This window comes from Azospirillum sp. UENF 112521 (assembly GCF_058780665.1).
Map to the genome: position 1 here is coordinate 950393 of NZ_JBSNCI010000003.1, position 19955 is coordinate 970347.

At 70.0% G+C, this 19955-nt stretch carries 11 protein-coding genes; 4 read left to right on the plus strand and 7 right to left on the minus strand.

Annotation, left to right across the window (positions count from 1 at the left end):
- Window positions 1–2: 2 nt before the first annotated feature.
- From ACWPN8_RS19955 to ACWPN8_RS19985, 7 genes are all read right to left on the minus strand, one after another.
- Window positions 3–1187: an ABC transporter substrate-binding protein gene (locus ACWPN8_RS19955; protein ID WP_492241982.1), complete on the minus strand. Its 1185-nt coding sequence runs from the start codon at window positions 1185–1187 to the stop codon at window positions 3–5.
- Between the two features lie 44 nt (window positions 1188–1231).
- Window positions 1232–2041, minus strand: a complete 810-nt coding sequence (locus ACWPN8_RS19960) for an enoyl-CoA hydratase/isomerase family protein (protein ID WP_492241983.1) — start codon at window positions 2039–2041, stop codon at window positions 1232–1234.
- 30 nt (window positions 2042–2071) lie between these two features.
- Entirely contained in the window at window positions 2072–3643 is a 1572-nt protein-coding gene (locus tag ACWPN8_RS19965; protein WP_492241984.1) for an AMP-binding protein, read from the minus strand.
- On the minus strand, window positions 3636–4166 hold the full coding sequence (locus ACWPN8_RS19970) for a (2Fe-2S)-binding protein (protein ID WP_492241985.1): 531 nt from the start codon (window positions 4164–4166) through the stop codon (window positions 3636–3638). The genes ACWPN8_RS19965 and ACWPN8_RS19970 overlap by 8 nt, the downstream gene beginning before the upstream one ends.
- Window positions 4154–4990: an FAD binding domain-containing protein gene (locus ACWPN8_RS19975; RefSeq protein WP_492241986.1), complete on the minus strand. Its 837-nt coding sequence runs from the start codon at window positions 4988–4990 to the stop codon at window positions 4154–4156. The genes ACWPN8_RS19970 and ACWPN8_RS19975 overlap by 13 nt, the downstream gene beginning before the upstream one ends.
- Window positions 4987–8034, minus strand: coding sequence for a xanthine dehydrogenase family protein molybdopterin-binding subunit (locus ACWPN8_RS19980; protein WP_492241987.1), 3048 nt, complete (start codon window positions 8032–8034; stop codon window positions 4987–4989). The genes ACWPN8_RS19975 and ACWPN8_RS19980 overlap by 4 nt, the downstream gene beginning before the upstream one ends.
- Before the next feature lie 124 nt (window positions 8035–8158).
- Window positions 8159–9034 carry an AraC family transcriptional regulator gene (locus ACWPN8_RS19985; RefSeq protein WP_492241988.1) on the minus strand — a complete coding sequence of 292 codons (876 nt, stop codon included), beginning with the start codon at window positions 9032–9034 and terminating at the stop codon, window positions 8159–8161.
- Between the two features lie 302 nt (window positions 9035–9336).
- Between ACWPN8_RS19985 and ACWPN8_RS19990 the strand changes: the two genes are divergently transcribed.
- The 4 genes from ACWPN8_RS19990 (at window position 9337) to ACWPN8_RS20005 (ending at window position 19951) form a co-directional block, all read left to right on the plus strand.
- Window positions 9337–15306 carry an SPM autocatalytic domain-containing protein gene (locus ACWPN8_RS19990; RefSeq protein WP_492241989.1) on the plus strand — a complete coding sequence of 1990 codons (5970 nt, stop codon included), beginning with the start codon at window positions 9337–9339 and terminating at the stop codon, window positions 15304–15306.
- A 222-nt stretch (window positions 15307–15528) separates the two neighbouring features.
- Window positions 15529–16866: a TolC family protein gene (locus ACWPN8_RS19995; protein WP_492241990.1), complete on the plus strand. Its 1338-nt coding sequence runs from the start codon at window positions 15529–15531 to the stop codon at window positions 16864–16866.
- Window positions 16863–18545, plus strand: a complete 1683-nt coding sequence (locus tag ACWPN8_RS20000; protein WP_492241991.1) for an ATP-binding cassette domain-containing protein — start codon at window positions 16863–16865, stop codon at window positions 18543–18545. Before ACWPN8_RS19995 ends, ACWPN8_RS20000 begins: the two co-directional genes overlap by 4 nt.
- Window positions 18542–19951, plus strand: a complete 1410-nt coding sequence (locus tag ACWPN8_RS20005) for an HlyD family type I secretion periplasmic adaptor subunit (RefSeq protein WP_492241992.1) — start codon at window positions 18542–18544, stop codon at window positions 19949–19951. The genes ACWPN8_RS20000 and ACWPN8_RS20005 overlap by 4 nt, the downstream gene beginning before the upstream one ends.
- Window positions 19952–19955: the final 4 nt, after the last annotated feature.

A 19955-nucleotide genomic window follows, 5' to 3' on the forward strand; every position in this document is an offset into this window, starting at 1 on the left:
CCTCAGAAGCGGGTGCACTGGTCGGGGCCGATGGCGGCGTCGCCCGGAACGGTGCCGACCACGTCGAAGCGGTTGCCGCCGCCGTCCGCCGCGATCCGCACGGCATACATGTCCTGGATCGCCTGATGGTCGCCGGCCCGCATGGTCTTGGTGCCCTGCGGCGTCGACCAGCTCAGCCCTTCCATCGCCTTGCGCAGCGTGTCGGTGTCGGTGCTTCCGGCCTTCTCGACCGCCGCCTTGAAGAAGCCGATCAGGCCGTAGCTGTCGGCGCCGTAAAGGTCGGGCGCGGTGTCGTAGGCCTTGCGGAAGGCGGCGACGAACGCCTTGTTCTCCGGCGTGTCGAGTTCGGCGGAATAGCCGACGCCGGTGACGAAGCCGTCGGCCGCCTTGCCGATGGCGCCGATGTTCTGGGCGGTGACGGTGCCCGACGCGCCGACGATGGTCAGGTTGCGCAACAGCCCGTATTCGCTCATCTGCGTCAGCAGGCGGACCGTGTCGTTTCCGGCGGTCGAGGTGTAGAGCACGCTCGGCCGCGCGGCCCGGAGTTGGCCGAAATACTGCGAGTAATCCTTGCTGCCGAGCGGCGCGAAGACCTCGCCGGTCGATTGCGCGCCGGTCTTCTCCGCCGCCTCCTTGAAGGCCGCGACGGTGGAGCGGCCCATCTCGTAGTCGGGGCCGAGATAATAGACCTTGGCCTTCGGCTTGTCCTTGGCCAGCCATTCCGCCAGCGCCGCCGACTGCTGCCCCGCCCGCGCGTTCACCCGGAAGACGTTGGGCGAGCATTTGTCGGTGGTGATGGCGTCGGAGAAGGAGACGGTGGTGGCGATCAGCCGGCCGTTGCGCTCGGCAAGCTGCCCGACCGCCAGGGTCGAGCCGGAATTGACGGTGCCGGTCAGGAAATCGACCTTGTTGACCTGGAACAGCTTCTCCGCCTTCTGGGTGGCGACGGCGGGATTGGCCTCCTCGTCCTCGAACAGCAACTCGACCTGCCGGCCGAGGATGCCGCCGGCGGCGTTGACCTCCTTCGTCGCCAGTTCCAGGCCCCAGCGGACCTGCTGGCCGATGGGGGCGTAGGTGCCCGACAGCGGGGTCACCACCCCGATGCGGATCGGCTCGGCGGCGGACGCGACCCCACCGAGCCCGAGCAGGACGAGCGCGGCGGTACCGAGAAGCGTGGTCTTGGTCATGATTTTTGGTTCCTCCCTGTTTTGCCCATGCTTGGAGGCGTCGGTCAGACGCCCGTGAAGACCGGCTTGCGCTTCTCGTGGAAGGAGGCGACGCCCTCCTTGAAGTCCTCGGAGCCGCGCAGGCGGCCGTAGGCCTGCCCCTCGATCTCGATGGCGCCGTTGACCGAAACGTTGTTGCCGCTGTTCAGCACGCCCTTGATGGTGCGCTGGGCGAGAGGCGAGAAGCCGCGCAGCTCGTCCACCAAGGCCGCGACCGTCGATTCCAGTTCGGCGTCGGCAACACACTCGGTGACGAAGCCCCAGTCGGCCGCCTGCCGGCCCGAAATGCGCTTGGCCCGCATCACCATGTCCTTGGTCCGGCAGATGCCGATCATGTGCAGCAGGCGGGCGGAACCGCCGGAACCGGGGATCATGCCGATGCGCATTTCCGGCAGGGCGAACTGCGCGGTCTCCGACGCGATGCGGAAATCGCAGGCCAGCGACAGCTCGAAGCCGACGCCGAAGCAATAGCCGCGGACCTGGGCGATCACCGGCTTGCGGCAGCGTTCCGGGGCGGCGATGTTGACCGCCAGTTCCGACACATGCTCCGCCGACTTCTCCATGAAGCCGGCGATGTTGCCGCCGGACGAGAAATTCTCGCCCTCGGCGCGCAGCACGATCACCCGCACCTTGGGGTCGCGGTCCAGCACCTTGAACACGGCGGCGAACTGGTCGCGCTGGAGCATGCTGACGATGTTGAAGGGCGGGCGGTGCAGCACGATGTCGGCGCGCTCCAGGGATTCGTCCAGTTCCACGCGGAAGCCGTCGAGGTCGGCGAGCAGGCGGTCGGTGCTGTCGAAACGGTAGGGGGTCACGGTCGGAAACTCCATGGATGAAGACTGGATTCAGGACAGGGTCTGGCTGTGTTCGGTTGGACTATGTTCGGCAGGGCCGCTCTCAAGGGCGAACTCGCCGGCCTGCAGCTTGCGGCGCAGGATCTTGCCGACCGGCGATTTCGGGATTTCGTCGAGGAAGACGTACTCGCGCGGGCGCTTGAAATTGGCGAGGCCGGAGGTGCGGCAATGGTCGTCGAGGTCGTTGGCCTCGACGCCGCGGGCGCGCTTGACGAAGGCGACGACCCGCTGGCCCCAGCGTTCGTCGGGCAGGCCGGCGACCGCCACCTCCAGCACGCCGTCATGCAGGGACAGCACGCTTTCGATCTCGACCGGCGAGACGTTCTCGCCGCCGGTGATGATCATGTCGTCGACCCGGCCGGTGACGAAGAGGTCGCCGTCGGTGTCGAGGAAGCCGATGTCGCCGGTGAAGTACCAGCCGGCGTGCAGCGCTTTGGCGTCGGCGTCCGGCCGCTTCCAATAGCCCTCGAAGGCCTCGTCGCCCGACAGGTCGGCGGCGATCTGGCCCTCCTCCCCGATGGCGGCACGCTCGCCGGGATCGAAGCTGCCGAGACGGACGATGCGGATGCGCTGGTTCAGCGCCGCCTTGCCGGCCGATCCCGGCTTGGCCGGGGCGTTCTGGTCGATGGTGAAGGTGTAGATCTCGGACGAGCCGTAATGGTTGACGAACAGCTCGGGCCGGAAGGCGATCTCCAACCGCTTCAGCAGGCCGTCGGTCATCGACGCCCCGGCGAAGCCCAGCTTTCGCACCGACGACACGTCGGTGCCCGAGAATTTCGGGTCGGCCAGCAGGTCGTGGTAGAGCGTCGGCACCAGATAGAGGCAGCTCAGCCGCTCCGCCGCGATCAGGTCGAGCGCTCGGGCCGTGTCGAAGCGGGGCAGGCAGACGAAACAGCCGTCCACCAGCGCCATCGCCAGCAGCGAGCGCACCCCCATGGTGTGGTAGAGCGGCATGACGCCCAGCGTCCGCTCGCCCCGGCGGTAGCAGTTCTGGGCGACATGGGCGACGGCGGCGGCACGCTCCGTCCGGTGGCGGCGCGGCACGCCCTTGGGCTTGCCGGTGGTGCCGGAGGTGTAGAGGAACAGCGAGACATGCTCGGCCGCGGCGCGCGGCTGAGCCGCAGCCGGATCGCCGTCCAGCAGATCGGCGAAGCGGCGGTCGCCGGGATCGACCGGATCGCCGACCGCGATGCGCGGCAGCGCCCGCGCCGCGGCGGAGGTCCGGACGGCATCGGCCGACACCTCCTGATAGAACAGGGCGCGCACCTCGGCATCGGGCAGGCAGTAATCCAGCTCGTCGGGCTTCACCCGCCAGTTCAGCGGCACCACGGCGATGCCGGCCAGCTGGCAGGCCCAATGGATGGTCGCCATTTCCCAATTGTTCTGCAACGCGGTGGCGATACGGTCGCCGGGGCGCAGGGCCAGCCGGTCGAAGGCGCCGACCAGCCGGCGGATGCGCTCCAGCCACTGCGCGTAAGTCAGCCTCAGGTCGCCGTCGACGATGGCGAGCGCGTCCGGGCTGCGTTCCGCGCTCGCCAGGATGCTGCGGCCGAGGTCAAACATGGGCGACCTCCCTCACCGTCCCACCGGCGACGTCCATCACGGCGCGGATGATGCCGGCATAGCCGGTGCAGCGGCAAAGATGGCCGCTCAGCATGTCGCGTAGCTCCTCTTCGGTTGGCTTGGGATTGCGGTCCAGGTAATCGGTCAGCGACATCAGGATGCCGGCGGTGCAGAAGCCGCATTGCAGGGCGTGATGCCGTCGGAAGGCCTCCTGGAGTGCCGTCATGCGCCCCTCGTTGGCCTGCGACAGTCCTTCGACGGTGTCGATGCGCCGGCCGTCGGCCTGCACCGCCAGCGTCAGGCAGGCGCGGACCGCCACGCCGTCGATGCGGACGGTGCAGGCGCCGCAGACGCCGTGCTCGCAGCCGACGCGGGTGCCGTGGGCGCCCAGCTCGTGGCGCAGGAAATCGCTCAGCAGCAGGCGCGGATGGGCATGGCCGGTGCGCGGCGTGCCGTTCAGGACGATGGAGACGGCGTGGCGCGCCTCCGCCGTCAGCGCGGATGTGGATTTCAGCGGCGGCATGACAGGGCCTCTTCAAGGACGGTGCGGCCGATCCGGCGGACGAGGTCGCGGCGGTAGCGGGCGGTGGCGTGCTGGTCGTCGTCGCCGCCGAGGTCCCAGGCGAAGGCGTTCAGCGCCTCGTCGAGATCCGGCGGCAGCCCGCCGCCGACCAGCGGCCAGGAGCGCATCGTCGGCCGGTCCGCCACCCCGCCGACGGCAAGGCCGGCGCGGTCGCGGTCCACCGTGGCGGCGCAGGCGGCGATGGCGAAATCGCCGTGCCGCATCGATTGCTCCCGGAAGGCATGGCCGCTGCCGGGGCGGGCCAGCGGAAAGCGGACGCATTCGACGATCTCGTCCGCCGCCTTCACCGTGGTCAGCGGCCCCACGAAGAAATCGGCGGCGGCGACGGTGCGGCGGCGCTTGGCATTGCGCAGCATCACCTCGCCGCCGGTGGCGACCAGACAGAGCGGCGTCTCGGCGCTGGGATCGGCATGGGCGACCGATCCGCAGAGTGTGCCGCGGTTACGGGTCTGGAAATGGCCGACCCACGGCAGGGCGGCGGCCAGCAGCGGCACTTCGCGCGCCAGGGCCGGGCGGGCCAACACCTCGGCCTGGGTCACGGCAGCGCCGACGGTCAGCCAACCGTCTTCGGCCCGCAGGCTGCGCAGCTCCTCCAGCCGGCCGAGATCGATCAGCAGGCGCGGCTGAACCAGCCGCATGTTCAGCATCGGCATCAGCGACTGGCCGCCGGCGATCACGCGGGCGTCGTCGCCCCCGTCCGCCAGCGCCGCCAGCGCCTCGGCGACCGTTTCCGGCCGCAGATAGTCGAAGGGTGCGGGCTTCATCGGTTAAACCCCAGAAGACGCAGCAGGCGCGTCAGAAGCGAGGGAGAGTCGGCGGGCACCTCGGCGCCACCGGCGCGGGCAACCAGCTTTTCAAAGAACTGGCCGATCAGCAGGCGCGATGCGCTGTCGAGCATCCGCCCGCCGACCGCGGCGACCTTGCCGCCGACCGACGCGCTGTAGCGGTAGGTGACGCGGGTTCCGGTGGCGGTGCGCTCCAGCGTCACGTGCCCGGCGCCGCTGCCCGAACCGAGTGCGCTGGTGCCGCTGCCGGTCAGGGTCAGTGACTTGGGCGGATCGAGGTCGGACAGCGCAACCTGCGCGGTATAGCGCCCTCTCACCGGTCCGATTCCGACCACCACCTCGGCCCGGTAGGCGTTGGGACCGACAAGGTCCAGCGCCTCGCAGCCGGGCAGCAGCGCCGCCAGTTCCCTGGGATCGAGCAGGATGGCCCAGACCTGTTCCGGCGTCGCCGGCACCTCGCGGCTGCCCTCCCCGGTCAGGCCGCGCCCACCCTTCGCGGCGGCTTTGCCGGCGGCCGGTGACGGAATTTCCATGGCACCGGCGGCGGAGGCCGGGCGCGGCGGTTCCGGCGGATGGATCAGCGCCGCCAGCTTGGCCGGGGTGATCGGCAGGGACGGCACCGGTCCGCCGAGCGCATCCGCCACCGCGTTGGCGAGGCAGACCGGGGTGCTCATGCAGTTCCCCTCCCCCACCCCCTTGGCGCCGAGCGGCGTCACCGGCGAGGGGCTTTCGCGATGGAGGATGACGGGAACCGGGACCTCGCAGGCGGTCGGCACCAGATAGTCGGCGAAGGTGCCGGACAGGAACCGGCCGTCGTCGCCATAGGCGTATTCCTCGTACAGCGCGGTGCCGACGGCATGGGCGAAGCCGCCCAGGATCTGGCCTTCCACCAGCAGCGGGTTCAGCAGCCGGCCGGCGTCGTGCATGGTGACGTAGCGGTCGATCCGCACTGCCCCGGTCGTCCGGTCGATCTCCACCCCGCAGAAATCGAAGATGAAGCCATAGCAGGCCGAACTGTTGATGTGGTCGGCGTCGGTCGGCGCCTTCAGCGGCTCCGGCGTCCAGAAGGCGGTCTCGCGCAGCGCCGCCTCCTGCCCGTCGGGCAGCGTGCCGGGCGACCAGTGGCCGGCGGCGGCGACACGGGAGAAGGACAGGCCGTTGTCCGGATTGGCGTCGGAGAAGACCCGGCCGCCGGCGAAGCGTACATCGTCGGCCCGGCAATTCAGCTGGCCGGCGACCAACGCCGCCATGCGGCCGCGCAGCCGGGTCGCCGCCACCTGGGCCGCCCCCGCCACTGCCCCGGCGAAGCGGCTGGAATAGTTGCCCGACGCGATCGACCAGGCATCCTTGCCGGTGTCGAGGTCGGTGTTGACGCGGATGTCCTCGAACCGCAGGCCGAAGACGTCGGCCACCACCTGGGCCAGCACGGTGCGGTGACCCTGCCCCTGGGGGGCGGAGGCCACCGTCACCGACACGCCGCCGGTCGGATCGACGGCGACGCTGGCGGTCGCCTGCGCGCCGTTCTTCGGCCCAGCCTTGCGCCGCTCCCCGGCGGTCAGGACCGTGGTGATGTAGCCCATGTTGGAGATCGACGGTTCCACCACCGCGGCGTAGCCGATGCCGTAGAGCCGCCCCTCCGCCCGCAGCGCGTCGCGCCGGGCCTTCAGCGCGTCGAGCGAGCCGTCCCGCACCGCCTGCTCCAGCGTCGCGCGGTAATCGCCGCTGTCGAGCGTCCCGCCCGACGCGGTGCGGTAGGGCATCGCCTCGGCCGCCACCAGATTGCGGCGGATGACGTCGAGCGGATCCAGCCCCAGCTCCGCCGCCACCCGGTTCATCAACCGCTCCAGCCCGTAATAGAGCTGCCCGCCGCCGAAGCCGCGGTTGAGGCCGGTCGGCGTCTTGTTGGTGACGACGATGCGGTTGGTCACCGTCAGGTTCGGGATGTCGTAGGCGCCGGTCAGGTTGCCGTGGTTGCGGTAGAGCGAGGCCGGTTCCGGCGCCCGCAGATAGGCGCCGCAATCCTCGGTCTGCTCCATCCGCAGCGCCAGCACCTGGCCGTCCGGCTCCACCGCCGCATCGATGCGCATGCGGCGCGCGGTGGCCGAGGTGGCGGCCATCAGATGCTCCAGCCGGTCCTCCACCCACTTCACCGGCCGGCCGGCGACGCGGGCGCACAGCCCCATCAGCACGACATAGGGGAACACCGCCTGCTTGTTGCCGAAGCTGCCGCCGGAATGGGGCGGCGTCTTCAGCCGCAACCGCGATCCCGGCACGTTCAGCGCGCGCGCCATCACCGGATGGACGGCAAAGGGGCCGGAGAAGTTCGACAGCACCTCGTACGCATCCTCGGCCGCGTCATAGTCGGCCAGGACAACGAAACACTCCATCGGAGTGCAGGAGTTGCGGGGATACTCGACCTCGACCGACATGGCGTGGGCGGCACGGGCGAAGGCGGCCTCGGGGTCGCCATAGCGGAAGCTGCGGCTGTTGACGAGGTTGGAGCCCACCGCCGGATGCAGCGGTTCCGATTCCTCTTCCAGCGCCTGGGCAATCGAGGTGACCGGCGGCAGCGGGCGATAGCGCACCTCGATCCGGTCGAGCGCGTCCTCCGCGATATAGCGGCTGTCGGCCAGCACCACCGCCACCGGTTCGCCGACATGGCGGACGCGGTCGATGGCAAGGCACCAATGCTCGATCGGCGCACGGATGCCGACCAGGAAGGCGCTGGCATGGCGCTTGGCATCGGCCCCGGTCACCACGGCGGCGACGCCGGGAACCGCCAGCGCGGCGGCGGTGTCGATGTCCAGCAGGTCGGCGTGGGCGTGCGGTGAGCGCAGGATCGCGGCGTGCAGGGTGCCGGGCTTCACCGGCAGATCGTCGGCGTAGCGGGCGACGCCGGTCAGCAGGGCGGCGTCCTCCACCCGCGGCATCGCGCGGCCGACGAACGGCGCCGCGGCCGGCTGCGGCTGCGGCGAAACGCCTTCGCTGTCAATGGTCTGGGCGGCGGTCTGCGTGGCCGTCATCGTCATCCTCCCGTTACCGGAGGAGACTAGACCGTTTGCCAAGCGAAGCTTTTACCGTGGAGTGTCGCGATTTACCCTAGCGTCTCATTTTTATGGGCGTCTCATTTTTACGCGTGTCCCATCGTCATGCATGCCCGGCTTCCGGCCGCCCTCCGCCGGGCCGGTCCACCAGATTGACGACGCGGCGGTATTCGGTGGGTGTCACGCCCTGGTGGTTGCGGAAGAAACGGCTGAAATGGCTGGGAGCGGAAAAGCCGAGCCGGCCGGACACCTCGGTGGCGCTCTCCAGCCCGGCGGCCATGGCATCGATGGCCGCCTCCATCCGCAGCACGTTGAAATAGAGCGCCGGGGTGATCGCCATCGTCTGCTGGAACAGCCGGAACATATGGGCGCGCGACAGGCCGGCGGCGGCGGCGACGCGGGCGGCGTCGAACTCATCGCCCAGGGTTCCCCGCATGAACAGGATGGCCTGGCGGATGCGGAAATCGCCGGCAACCGGTGCGGCGTAGCGTGTCCCGCCGAGCGTCCGCCATTCGGAGAAGCGGTCAATGATGGCGATCATCAGGTCGAACAGCGCCTCCTCCATCCGCTCGCCCGACGGGTCGTCATAGAGCAGCTCCGCCGCCATGCGGTCAGCCAGCCGGCGGATGTATGGCGTCAGCTCGCCGCAGGATTGCGCGAAGAAGCCGGGATTGCCGCTGGCGTTGAGTTCCCGCTGCATCGCACCGAGCCAGCGCGGCTCGATGTACAGCGCCAGGATCACGGTGCGCGGGGCGCCCGGCTGATGGGCATAGGAATGGGCCTCCCAGCTGTTGACCAGCACCGCGGTGTCGTCGCGCAGCGGATAGAGCTGCTCCCCGACGGCAAAGCGGGTGTCGGCGCCGGATGCCTTGATCAGCACATGGCAGTGGGGATGCGCGTGATGGATCAGCGCATTGTCCATGTCCAGCAGGGCGACGCGGCCGAAGCTTCCCTGATGGATGCGCATCGCTTTCGACATGGCTTCCGGTCCCTTCCTGCCCGTCGGCGGCAAAGGGCCGCCGGGATGCTCTTCAATGGTTTGCTTTACAAGCTAATCATCGGCGGTCCCCTTTACCAGTTCCATGCGGGCGCCCCCCTGCTTCTGTCGCTGGAGCCGCATCGCCCGGAGAATTGGCGGGCGGTCGTCCCCGGTGCCGGTCGATTTTGCAGCAAGACCGCTTCAGTATCCAAACTGTTACCTGGGCGTTTAGATTTTCTTCAGTGAATCGCTGTGTTATTGCGATTGCTACAAGCAAATGCAGCGCCGGCGAAAGGTCCCAGATGCCTGACACCCTGAAGGCCGACGCCCCGTCCGCCCCGCTCCTGACCATTCCGGACGCACTCGCTTCGGAAGCCGCCGCGGTGATGCTCAGCGGCGACCCGGGCGCGCTGAAAGCCGTTCAGGGGAAAATGGCCGCGGCCCTGGCCGGACAGGGCCTGCCGGAGGCGTCTGCGGGCACGCTCGTCGATGGTTGGATGCACGACTTCGCAGCCGGGCTCGGTGCGCAGGCGACGCCGGATGCGGCCATTGCCCAGGCGAACCGGATCGCCGCCGGTGCTGCCGCGCGGATGGCCCAGGCGACTCAGGAAGCGGCCTCGCTGACCGGCGAGCAGCGCGTGGCCAGCGCATTGGCGCAAGGGCAGGGACACGGAACGGACGCGCTGATTGCAAAGGGCACGGCATCCGACCTGTCCGCCGCCCTGTTCAACGGGGTGATGGACCCGCTCGCCCGGCCGGCGGGTGCGGCCGACCCGATTGCCGCCCTGTCGCAGGCCCTGAACGCACCGCTATCCCCCACGGTCACACCGGCGGCAGCGCCGCTTTCCCCGGCCGAGCAATTGAGCGCCGCCCTGGCCTCCGGCTCCGGCGTCCAGGAGGCGGTGAAGGCGGTGGGGGCCGGGCAGAACAGCCACTTCGCCGACACGCTGGAACGCGCGCTGTCCAGCGGCACCGACTCCACCGCCGCCGTGACCGCGGCGAAGGAAACGAGTGCCAACAGCGAGGCCTTGGCCAACTCCACCACGGTTGGGCAGTCAGACGGCGCCCGCATGCTCGCCGCCCTGTCCTCCGGCAGCGCCGAGGCGCACACCGCCGCGAACGGGGCTGCGAACGGGGCCGCCTTCGCCAGCGTCCTCAACGATGCCCTGACGCAGGGAGGATCGCCGGACGCCGCTCTCGCCGCGTCGGTCAGGGCACAGACGGAGATGACCGCCAGCCAGAACGCCGCCGTCGTGCCGCCGAAGCCGGCGGACGCGCTGGTCGCGTCGCTCGCCTCCGGCCGCAATGTCGGCGAAACCGTCAAGTCCTTCGCCTCGGCCGCCGGCATCGACCCGGCCGCGGCCGGTGGATTTGGACAGGCCCTGGGCAGCGCCCTGTCCACAGGCCATGAGCCGTCCGGCGCCCTGGGCACGGCGCGCCAGGACGTCGCCGCGGCATCGTCCCTGTCGGCCGAGACGGCGAAGGGCGTGAAGGCCGATCCGCTGGTCACGGCTCTCGCCAGCGGACAGAACGTCCAGCAGGCCGTCCAGGCCCTCGGCGGCTCGGGTGCCGCCTTCAGCGCGGCGCTCGGGCAGGCCCTGGCGGAGGGACGGCCCGCCGGGCAGGCGCTGGCGGCGGCCCGTCAGGCCGCAGACACGGTCCAGCAGAACACCCAGGCCAGCGAAGTCCCGGTGTCGGCGCAGGACAAGGCGATTGCCGACCTCGCCAACCCGGACAAGGCGGCAGCCGCCAAGGAGGCCGGCGAGACCAAGCAGGCCGCCAAGGATGGGGCCCAGCACAGCGACAGCGCCGACGGCAAGGCCGCCGAACAGGTGGCGGACGCCCAGGCGAAGGACGATGGCGGACAGGAAAAGGACGGGAAGGACGCCAAGGCGGACGATAAGGCGGGCGACAAGGGCGATGCGAAGACCGACGGCAAGGAGAACACCGGCGACAAGGCCGCGCCCGATGCGTCCGCCGATGGAAAGCCGGCGGCACCGGACGCCTCCTCCCCGCCGGCGACAAAGCAGGCGGCGATGAGCGATGCCGCGCCCAAGGCCATTAGCTTCGATCTGCCCGGCACGGTGGACAAGGGCACCGCCACGAGCGACGCTACAGCCCACTCCGCCGCATCGACGGACGCGCGGCCGGCCGTTTCCGCCCCTTCGGTGACGAAGGCACTGAGTACCGGCGATGCCTTCGCCGTCGCAGCACAGAGCCAGCAGCGGGCGGTGCAGTCGGTGGTCCGTGCCGTCGAAAACGCGACATCCGACACCGCTGGCACCACCACGCCGACCGTTACGCCGACGCTGCCCGCCACCCCCACCGTCCCGGCCGAGCACCACGCCGCGGCGCCGACGCTGTCGGCATCCTTCGACGCGGCGGCCATGGCAAAGGCGCTGGCGATTGCCGAGGGAACCGCCGCTCCCGCCGGCTTCACCGTCTTCCACCTCATCGAAGCGATGTTCCGTCCCGGCGAGACCGGCAGCAGCGTGGTCGGCGTCGCGGTGGTGGCGAACCAGGGGTCGCAACTCGGCATCTGGCAGTACAGCGTCGACGGCACCAACTGGAGCGCGGTCGGATCGGTCGCCGAAACGGCGGCACTGGTGCTGCCGGGCAATGCCCTGCTGCGCTTCCTGCCTGCGGCCGGTGCCTCCGGCCAGGCGCCCGCCCTTGAACTGCGGGCCGTCGGGAACGAGTGGACCGGCGGGTTCAGCGGTGCCGAGCACCGGCTGTTCACGCTCGACGGAACCGGCGGCACCACGCCCCTGTCCTCCGATGTGGCGAAGCTGTCCATCGACGTCACCTCCGTCAACGGCGCCCCGGTGGCGACCGGCGTGCAGGCCGTCCTGGACGCCGTGGCGGAGGACAGCGGCAATCCGGCCGGCGCCTCCGTCTCGACCCTGTTCGGCAAACTGTTCTCGGACCCGAGCGATGCGGTGTTCGGCGCCACCGGCGACGGTTTCGCCGGCATCGCCGTGGTCGCCAATCCCGGCAACTCCGCCCAGGGCGAATGGCAGTACTGGAACGGAAGCAGCTGGGTCGCCGTCGGTGCTGCGTCGGACGGCAACGCGCTGCTGCTGTCCGCCGAGACGATGCTGCGCTTCCTTCCCGTCGCAAACTGGAACGGGCAGCCCCCCAGCCTGATGGTGCGTCTGGTCGACGATTCGGCAGGCGCCATCGTCAGCGGCGACCGCGTCGATCTGAAGAGCCTCGGCGTCGGCGGCATCACCCCCTACAGCGTGTCGGCCATCCAGCTCGACACCCGCGTGACCGCCGTCAACGATGCTCCGATCGCCACCGGGACGACGGCGACGCTGGCACACATCGCGGAGGATGCCGTCAATCCGTCCGGAACGACCGTTTCCACCCTGTTCGGCGGCCTGTTCTCCGACCCCACCGATGCCGTGGCCGGCGGATCGACGGCGAACGCCTTCGCCGGGGTGCTGGTGGTCGGCAATGCCGCTACGGCGACGCAGGGGCTGTGGCAGTATTGGACCGGAAGCAGCTGGGCCGACATCGGCGCGGCAAGCGCCGGCAACGGCCTCCTGCTGGCCGCCGGCACCGCCCTGCGCTTCCTGCCCGCCGCCGACTGGAACGGCACCACCCCGGCCCTGACCGTGCGGCTGGCGGACAATTCGCTGGGCGCGATCACCAGCGGCGAGCGCGTCACCGTGACCGCGGGCGGCGGAACCAGCCGTTTCAGCGCCGGCACCGTCACGCTGACCGGCGGCGTCGATGCCGTCAACGACGCGCCGGTCGCCACCGGCACCGCGGCAACCCTGCCGGCCATCGCCGAGGACACCGCCGATCCGGCCGGCTCCACCGTCACCAGCCTGTTCGGTAGCCTGTTCTCCGACGCGGCCGACGCCGTGGTTGGAGGATCGTCGGCCAACGGCTTTGCCGGAATCGCCATCGTCGGCAATGCGGCGACCGCGACGGAAGGCGTCTGGCAATATTGGACCGGCACCGCCTGGGCGGCGGTGGGCGCGGTGTCGGAAGGGTCGGCCCTGGTGGTCGCCGCCGCCGACCGGCTGCGCTTCGTGCCATCGGCCGACTGGAACGGCACCGCCCCGGCCCTGACCGTCCGGCTGATCGAACAGGGCGCCGGCACCACCGCCACGGGCGGCCATGTCGACCTGACGCACGGCGTCGGCGGGAGCACGGTCTACAGTGCCGAGACCATCGCCCTGACCGGCAGCGTCACGCCGGTCAACGACGCCCCGCAGGTCACCGCCGGCACCACGGCGCTGTCGACGGTGAAGGGGGTGGCGGTCGCGGTCACTGGCCTGTCGGTGTCGGACATCGATGCCGGCTCGACCCCGCTGCTGGTGACCCTGTCCGCCGGGCACGGGACGCTGACGCTCGCCGATGGCGGAACGGACGCCGTCATCACCGGCAACGGCACGGACACCGTCACCATCCGGGCGACACTCGCCACCATCAACAGCCTGCTGGGCGCCACCAACGGGCTTCTCTACACCGCGACCTCCTACACCGGCGCCGACAGCATCCATGTCCTGGTCGACGACCAGGGCGGTGGCGGCGCCGGCGGGCCGCTGACCGCAAGCACGTCCGTTGCCGTGACGGTGGCGCCGCCGAACGCCTCCCCGGTCCTGGCCGACACCGATCTCTCCCTTTCCGTTGCAGGCGAGGCCCTCGCGGCGCCCACGGCGGGAACCGCGGGCATCGCCGTGTCGACGCTGGTCGGCCTGAACGGCAGCGGACCGGCGAACGTCACCGATGGCGACAGCGGTGCGGTCACCGGCATCGCGCTGGTGGGGACCAACGAAGTCTACGGGCATTGGTGGTTCTCGACCGACGGCGGTTCGACCTGGAGCCTCGTCGGCACCGTCAACGACAGCGATTCCGCCCTGTTGCTGCGATCGACCGACCGGCTCTATTTCCAGCCCAACGCCTCGGTTCCCGGCACCATCAGCGGCGCCCTGACCATCCATGCCTGGGATCAGACCAGCGGGACCGCCGGCACCAAGGTGACGATGGACACCAGCGCCGGCAGCGCCTTCTCCACCGCGACCGACAGCGTGACCCTGCACCCCGGCGTGCTGATTCCGAACGGCACCTTCGACGACGGGCTGACCGGCTGGACCTACACCGGTGGTGCCACCGTCGGCACGACCGGCGACGGCCATGAGGCCACCCTCACCTCGGCAAGCGGCCAGACACCGACCCAGCTGGAAGACTTCCTCGGCCTTGCACACGGCTCCATCGCCACGGCCACCGGGACGGTGCCGTCCGCCGGCCACGCGATGAAGCTCGGCACGACCGTGACGGTGACGCAGGACACGACGCTGACCTTCGACTGGTCCTTCACCTTCACCGACAACGCCTCGTACCACGACTTCGCCTTCGTCAGCGTCAACGGCGTGGTGACGCTGCTGGCCAAGGAGGCGAGCGCCAGCGGCAGCTTCAGCGTGGTCGTTTCGGCCAACAGCACCCTGTCGCTGGGATTCGGAACCTCCGACACCGGCGACAACAGCGTCAACCCGATCCTGCGCGTCGACAACATCAAGCTGACCACCGTCGCCAGCGACCCCATCGTGCTGGACATGACCGGCCACGGGCTGGCGCTGCGCCCGCTGTCCGACGGCGTCCATTTCGACGTGACCGGCGACGGCGTCGCCGACAGCACCGGCTGGATCGGGGCCGGCAATGCCCTGCTGGTGCAGGACAGCAACGGGAACGGGCGGATCGACGACGCGCACGAACTGGTTTCCGAACAGTTCGGCAGCGGCTTCAACAGCAGCCTGGAGGCGCTCGCCTCCCTCGACCGCAACCATGACGGCCGCCTGGACGCGACCGACGAGGCCTTCGCCACCCTGAAGGTCTGGCAGGACATCAATGGCGACGGCGTGAGCCAGGCGGCCGAGTTGCGCGGACTGGCGGAGGCCGGCATCCGTTCCATCGCCACCACCGCGAGCCCGAGCGACGCCACCCTGGCCGGCAGCCGCATCCTCGGCACCACCAGCATGACGATGGCCGACGGCAGCAGCCATGCGGTGGCCGGTGTGGCCTTCGATGTGAAGGCCGCCTCCGCCGCGCAGGTTCAGGTCCAGCCGCAGGCGGCAGCATCGGGCACCAATTTCGCAGCTCTGCTGACGTCAGGCCTGGGCTTGCCCGCGGACGGTACAGTTGTGCCGCAAGACACTTTCTCTCATTTGTCGGATTCGACTGCGGCACCTCACGTCTTTGATCAGCACCATTTGCAAAACACCGATACACAAAGCGTGCATCATATCACGACCCCCTAATGAAATTGTCAGATTTAGAGGATTTATTAGGAATTTGAACACTGTTTTGTCTTAAAGCCCTATAAGGGTTGTCGGCTATGTTCGCCAGTGTCGCAAGCCCATAAGCTTCGGTCGACGGCGAGCCCCAGGACCCCCATGCGTAAATCCTTCATTTCTGCTGCGGTCTTGCTTCCGCTGATCGGCTGGGGTGCGCAACCTGTGTTTGCGTCCCCACGCGATGACGTGATCTCCCTGATCGGCAAGGCGACCGAAACCCATGACCGGCTGAGGGGGGCGGAGGCTGCGGCCGAGTCCGCCCGCAACGCGCTGCGGATCAGCCATGGCGGCTGGTACCCGACGCTCAGCCTATCGGCCAATGGCGGGCGGGAGACCACCAACAAGCCGGCCGGCCTTCCCAACACCGACCTGAACGCCAAGCAGCTGTCGGTGCGCGCGACCCAGCTGATCTGGGATTTCGACGCGACCAACGCCGACATCCGGCGGGCGCAGGTCTCCGTGGTCCGCGCCGACATCGCCGTCGAGCGCACCCGCCAGGAATTGCTGGTGGAAGGATTGAGCGCCTACGCCACCCTCGTCCGCGCCCACCGGCTGCTCGTCTTCTCCCGCCAGTCGGAAGACAACATCCGCCGGCAGACCGGCCTGGAGGAGGTCCGGCTTCAGGAGGGCTACGGCTTCACCACCGACGTTCTCCAGGCCAAGAGCCAGCTTGCCGGCGCCCAGGCCCGCCGCGTCGCGGCGGAGGAGGCGATGCAGACGGCGCTCAGCCGCTTCCAGGCCTATTTCGGCCATGTGCCCTTCCAGCTGGACGGCGCCGAAGTGCTGGCCATGACCAAGGCCGCCCTGCCGCAGTCGATGGACGCGGCGGTGGACGAGGCGCGCCGCCACAACCCGCGCCTCCAGGAACTGGCCCTGACCACGGCCGCCGCCCAGGAGGCGGTGGCCTCGGTGCGCGGCCGCACCCTCTATCCGCGGGTGGAAGGCTATGTCGAGCGCAACATCAAGAGCGACGTCGCCGGCCAGCCGGGCCGGCAGGACGAGCTGCTGTTCAAGCTGCAGGTCACTTTCTCTCTGAACACCGGCCTGACTGCGATCAACAGCGTCCGCCTCGCCGAAGCCGACCTGCGCGCCGCCGACGCCAACTTCGCCGACCAGGAACGCACGGTTCTGGAAACCGTCCGCAACAGCTGGAACCGGCTGGAGAGTGCCCGCTCGCAGGTGCGGCTGCTGAACGATCAGGCCAGCCTCGCCGCCGGCTTCCTCGACGTGGCGCGGGCGGAGCGCGAATTGGGCTCGCGGTCGCTCATCGACATCCTGTCGGGCGAGACGACGCTGATCAACGCGCGCAGCGATGCCGCCGCGGCGGAGACCGAACTGGTTCTCGCCGGATACCGCCTGCTCGCCGCCATGGGGCGCCTGACTGCCGCCGACATCCAGACCAAGCCGATGCCGAAACTGGCGGCGATGGGGCGCGGCCTGTTCGACGGCTCCGGCAAGGCCGAGCCGGCACCTCCCGCCAACAGAGACACAAAGCGCAAGCGTGGGAAGGGAGACCAGCAATGACCGGCGGCGCTATCGGACTGCTGCTCCTGCGGCTGCGCTCCAACCTGCGGCTGACGACCCGCGTCTTCGCGGCGTCGCTCGCGGCGAACCTGCTCGGCCTCGCCTCCTCCTTCTACACCATGCTGGTGCTGAACCGGTATGTGACGCACGGCGTCGATTCCACGCTGGCGGCGCTGACCGTCGGGGTGGTGCTGTCCATCGCCTTCGAGCATCTGTTCCGCCATGTCCGCCTCGGCATCGCCGGCCGTATCGGCCGTGCCGAGCATGACCGTCTGGCGACCGGCGCCTTCGGCATCCTGCTGACCGCGCGCAGCGGCGCCGGCTCGGCGGAGGGCGACGCCGCCCGGCGCGAGGCGATGCGGGCGCCCGAACAGATCGACGCAGCACTCGGCTCCGCCAATCTGGCGACGCTGTTCGACCTGCCCTTCGCGCTGGGATTCATCCTCGTGGTGGCGCTGGTCTCCTGGCCGCTGGCGGCGATCTGCGTGCTGTTCACCCTGCTGTCGATCGCCGCCGGCCTGCTGGCTCAGGCCGACATGCGGGCGGTCGGCCGCGATCTGGCCCAGGCCGGCGCCGATGCGCAGGGGCTCGTCACCTCCGCCATCGTCGGCCGCGACGCGGTGGCGCTGTTCGGCGGCGCCAAGCCGCTGCTCGGCGACTGGCAGCGCGCGGCGAAGACGCTCCGGACCTTGCGCGAGCGCATGTCGATGCGCCAGGGCCGCGCCCAGTCGATGGCGCAGAGCCTCCAGGCCCTTCAGGGTGTCGCGGTGATCGCCACCGGTGCCGTGCTGGTGGTGCGCGGCGAGCTGGATGTCGGCTCGCTGATCGGCGTCAACCTGCTGGTCGGCCGGGCGCTGGCCCCCTTCACCCGGCTGGCGCAGATCGGGGAATCGCTGGCGATGGCCCGGCAGGCCCAGAGCCGGCTGGAGCAGTTCGCCCGCACGGCGGTGGAACCGCCGACCGGCACCAGCCTGCCCCGCTACGCCGGCACGCTGGAACTGCGCGACCTGACCTACACCCCGGCCGGCGCGGTCACGCCGCTGCTGCGCCGCCTCTCCCTGTCGGTGCCCGCCGGCAACATCCTGGTGCTGAAGGGGCGGAACGGCTCGGGCAAATCGACGCTGATCCGCCTGATCGCCGGGCTTGCCGACCCGCAGGAGGGGGCTGTCCTGGCCGACGGCGTCGACATCCGCAAATTCGCGCCCCTCTGGTGGCGCCAGCAGACCGGCTACCTGCCGCAGGAGCCCGTCTTCCTCAACCGGACCATCCGGGAGAATCTGCTGATCGCCAACCCGCGCCTGTCGGAGACGGAGTTGCAGGCCGTCCTGCACCGTGCCGGTGCCGAGCGCGCCGTGGCCGACTGTGCCCAGGGGCTCGACACGCCGCTGCGCAACTTCGGCCAGGAACTGCCGGTCGGGCACCGGCGCCGGTTGGCGCTCGCCCGTGCGCTGGCGGTCGGCGGACGGCTGATCCTGCTCGACGAGCCGACCGACGGTCTCGACGCCGAAGGCACCGCCGTCGTCTACCGCACGCTGATCGAACTGGCGCGCGCCGGCCACACGGTGGTCATCGCCTCGCACGATCCGCGCATCCTCCAGGGCGCCTCCCTGGTGCTCGACCTCGATCAGTCGCAGGATTTGGCCATGAGCCGTGACCCGGCCGGACTGGTGGCATCATGAAGCCGCTTCCCCTGCTGACCCGCAAGCGGGCCGCCAGCCCCACCCTGCCCTCCGCCCTGGCCTCCGGCATTCCCCCCGGCCTCAACCTGGGCGGTGCGGCAGCGGCACCGGCGCTGCCCTTCGCCGCCGCCACGGCGCCGGAGAGCGAAAGCCGCTTCGGCGACGGGCTGTTCGCCGTCAGCGTCGCCGCCTTCCTGGCCGCGGTTGGCTGGGCCTCCATCGCCGAACTGAACGTCTCCAGCAGCGCGCCCGGCGACGTGGTGCCGCTGGCCTACAACCAGTCGGTCCAGCATTTCGAAGGCGGCATCGTCCGCGACATCCTGGTGCAGGAAGGCGATTCGGTGAAGGCCGGGCAGGTGCTGGTCGAGCTGGACCAGACCAAGACCCGCGCCGATCTGGAAGAGCTGAGGCTGCGCCTCGGCTCGCTTTCCGCCGACATCGCCCGGCTGGAGGCCGAAGTGACGCGGCGCGACGGCATCGACTTTCCCGAGGCTCTGACCCGCGATCGGCCGGATCTGGTGGCGCAAACCCGCGACCTGTTCCGCGCCCGGCGCGACAGGCTGGCCTCCGACATCGACATCCAGCGCCAGGACATCGTCCAGCGCGAGCAGCAGATGGCCGCCGTCCGCGCCCGCATCTCCGGCTCTCAGGTTGCGCAGGGGCTGATCCGCGAACAGCTGTCGATCAGCGAGAGCCTGCTGAAGCGCGAGATCACCAACCGCATGAAGCATCTGGAGCTTCTGCGCGACGACGCCCGCATCACCGGCTCCATCGCCGAGGATCGCGCCACCCTGGCCCAGGCCGAAGCGGCCCTGGCGGAGGCGCGCAGCAAGCTGGTGTGGATCGGCCGCAAGTACGAGGAAGAGGGCCGCAACGCGCTGGACGAGGCGCGGCGCAACCACAATGAACTGTCGCAGCGGCTGACCCGCTACCAGGACGGCCTGGACCGCTCCAGCATGCGGGCGCCGATGGACGGCATCGTCAAGACGCTGGCCGTCTCCACCAAGGGCGCCGTCGTCAAGGCCGGCGAGACGGTGGTGGAGCTGGTGCCGCGCGACGGCAATCTGGTGGTGGACGCCCGCCTGCCGGTGCAGGACATCGGCTATGTCCGCACCGACCAGCCGGTGGTGGTGACGCTGGCCGGCAGCGACGGCTCGCGCTTCGGCCATATCGAGGGGCGGGTGCGGACGATCAGCCCCGACACGCTGCTCGATGCCAACAAACAGTCCTACTACAAGGTCCGCGTCGAGCTGCCGGTGACCCGCTTCGACTATGGCGGCAAGACCTACGAGCTGTTCCCCGGCGTGCGGGTGACCTGCAGCATCCTGACCGGGCGCCGCACGATCCTCGACTACGTCTTCTCGCCGGTCCTCAACGGCCTACAGCACGCGATGCAGGAGCGGTGAGGAT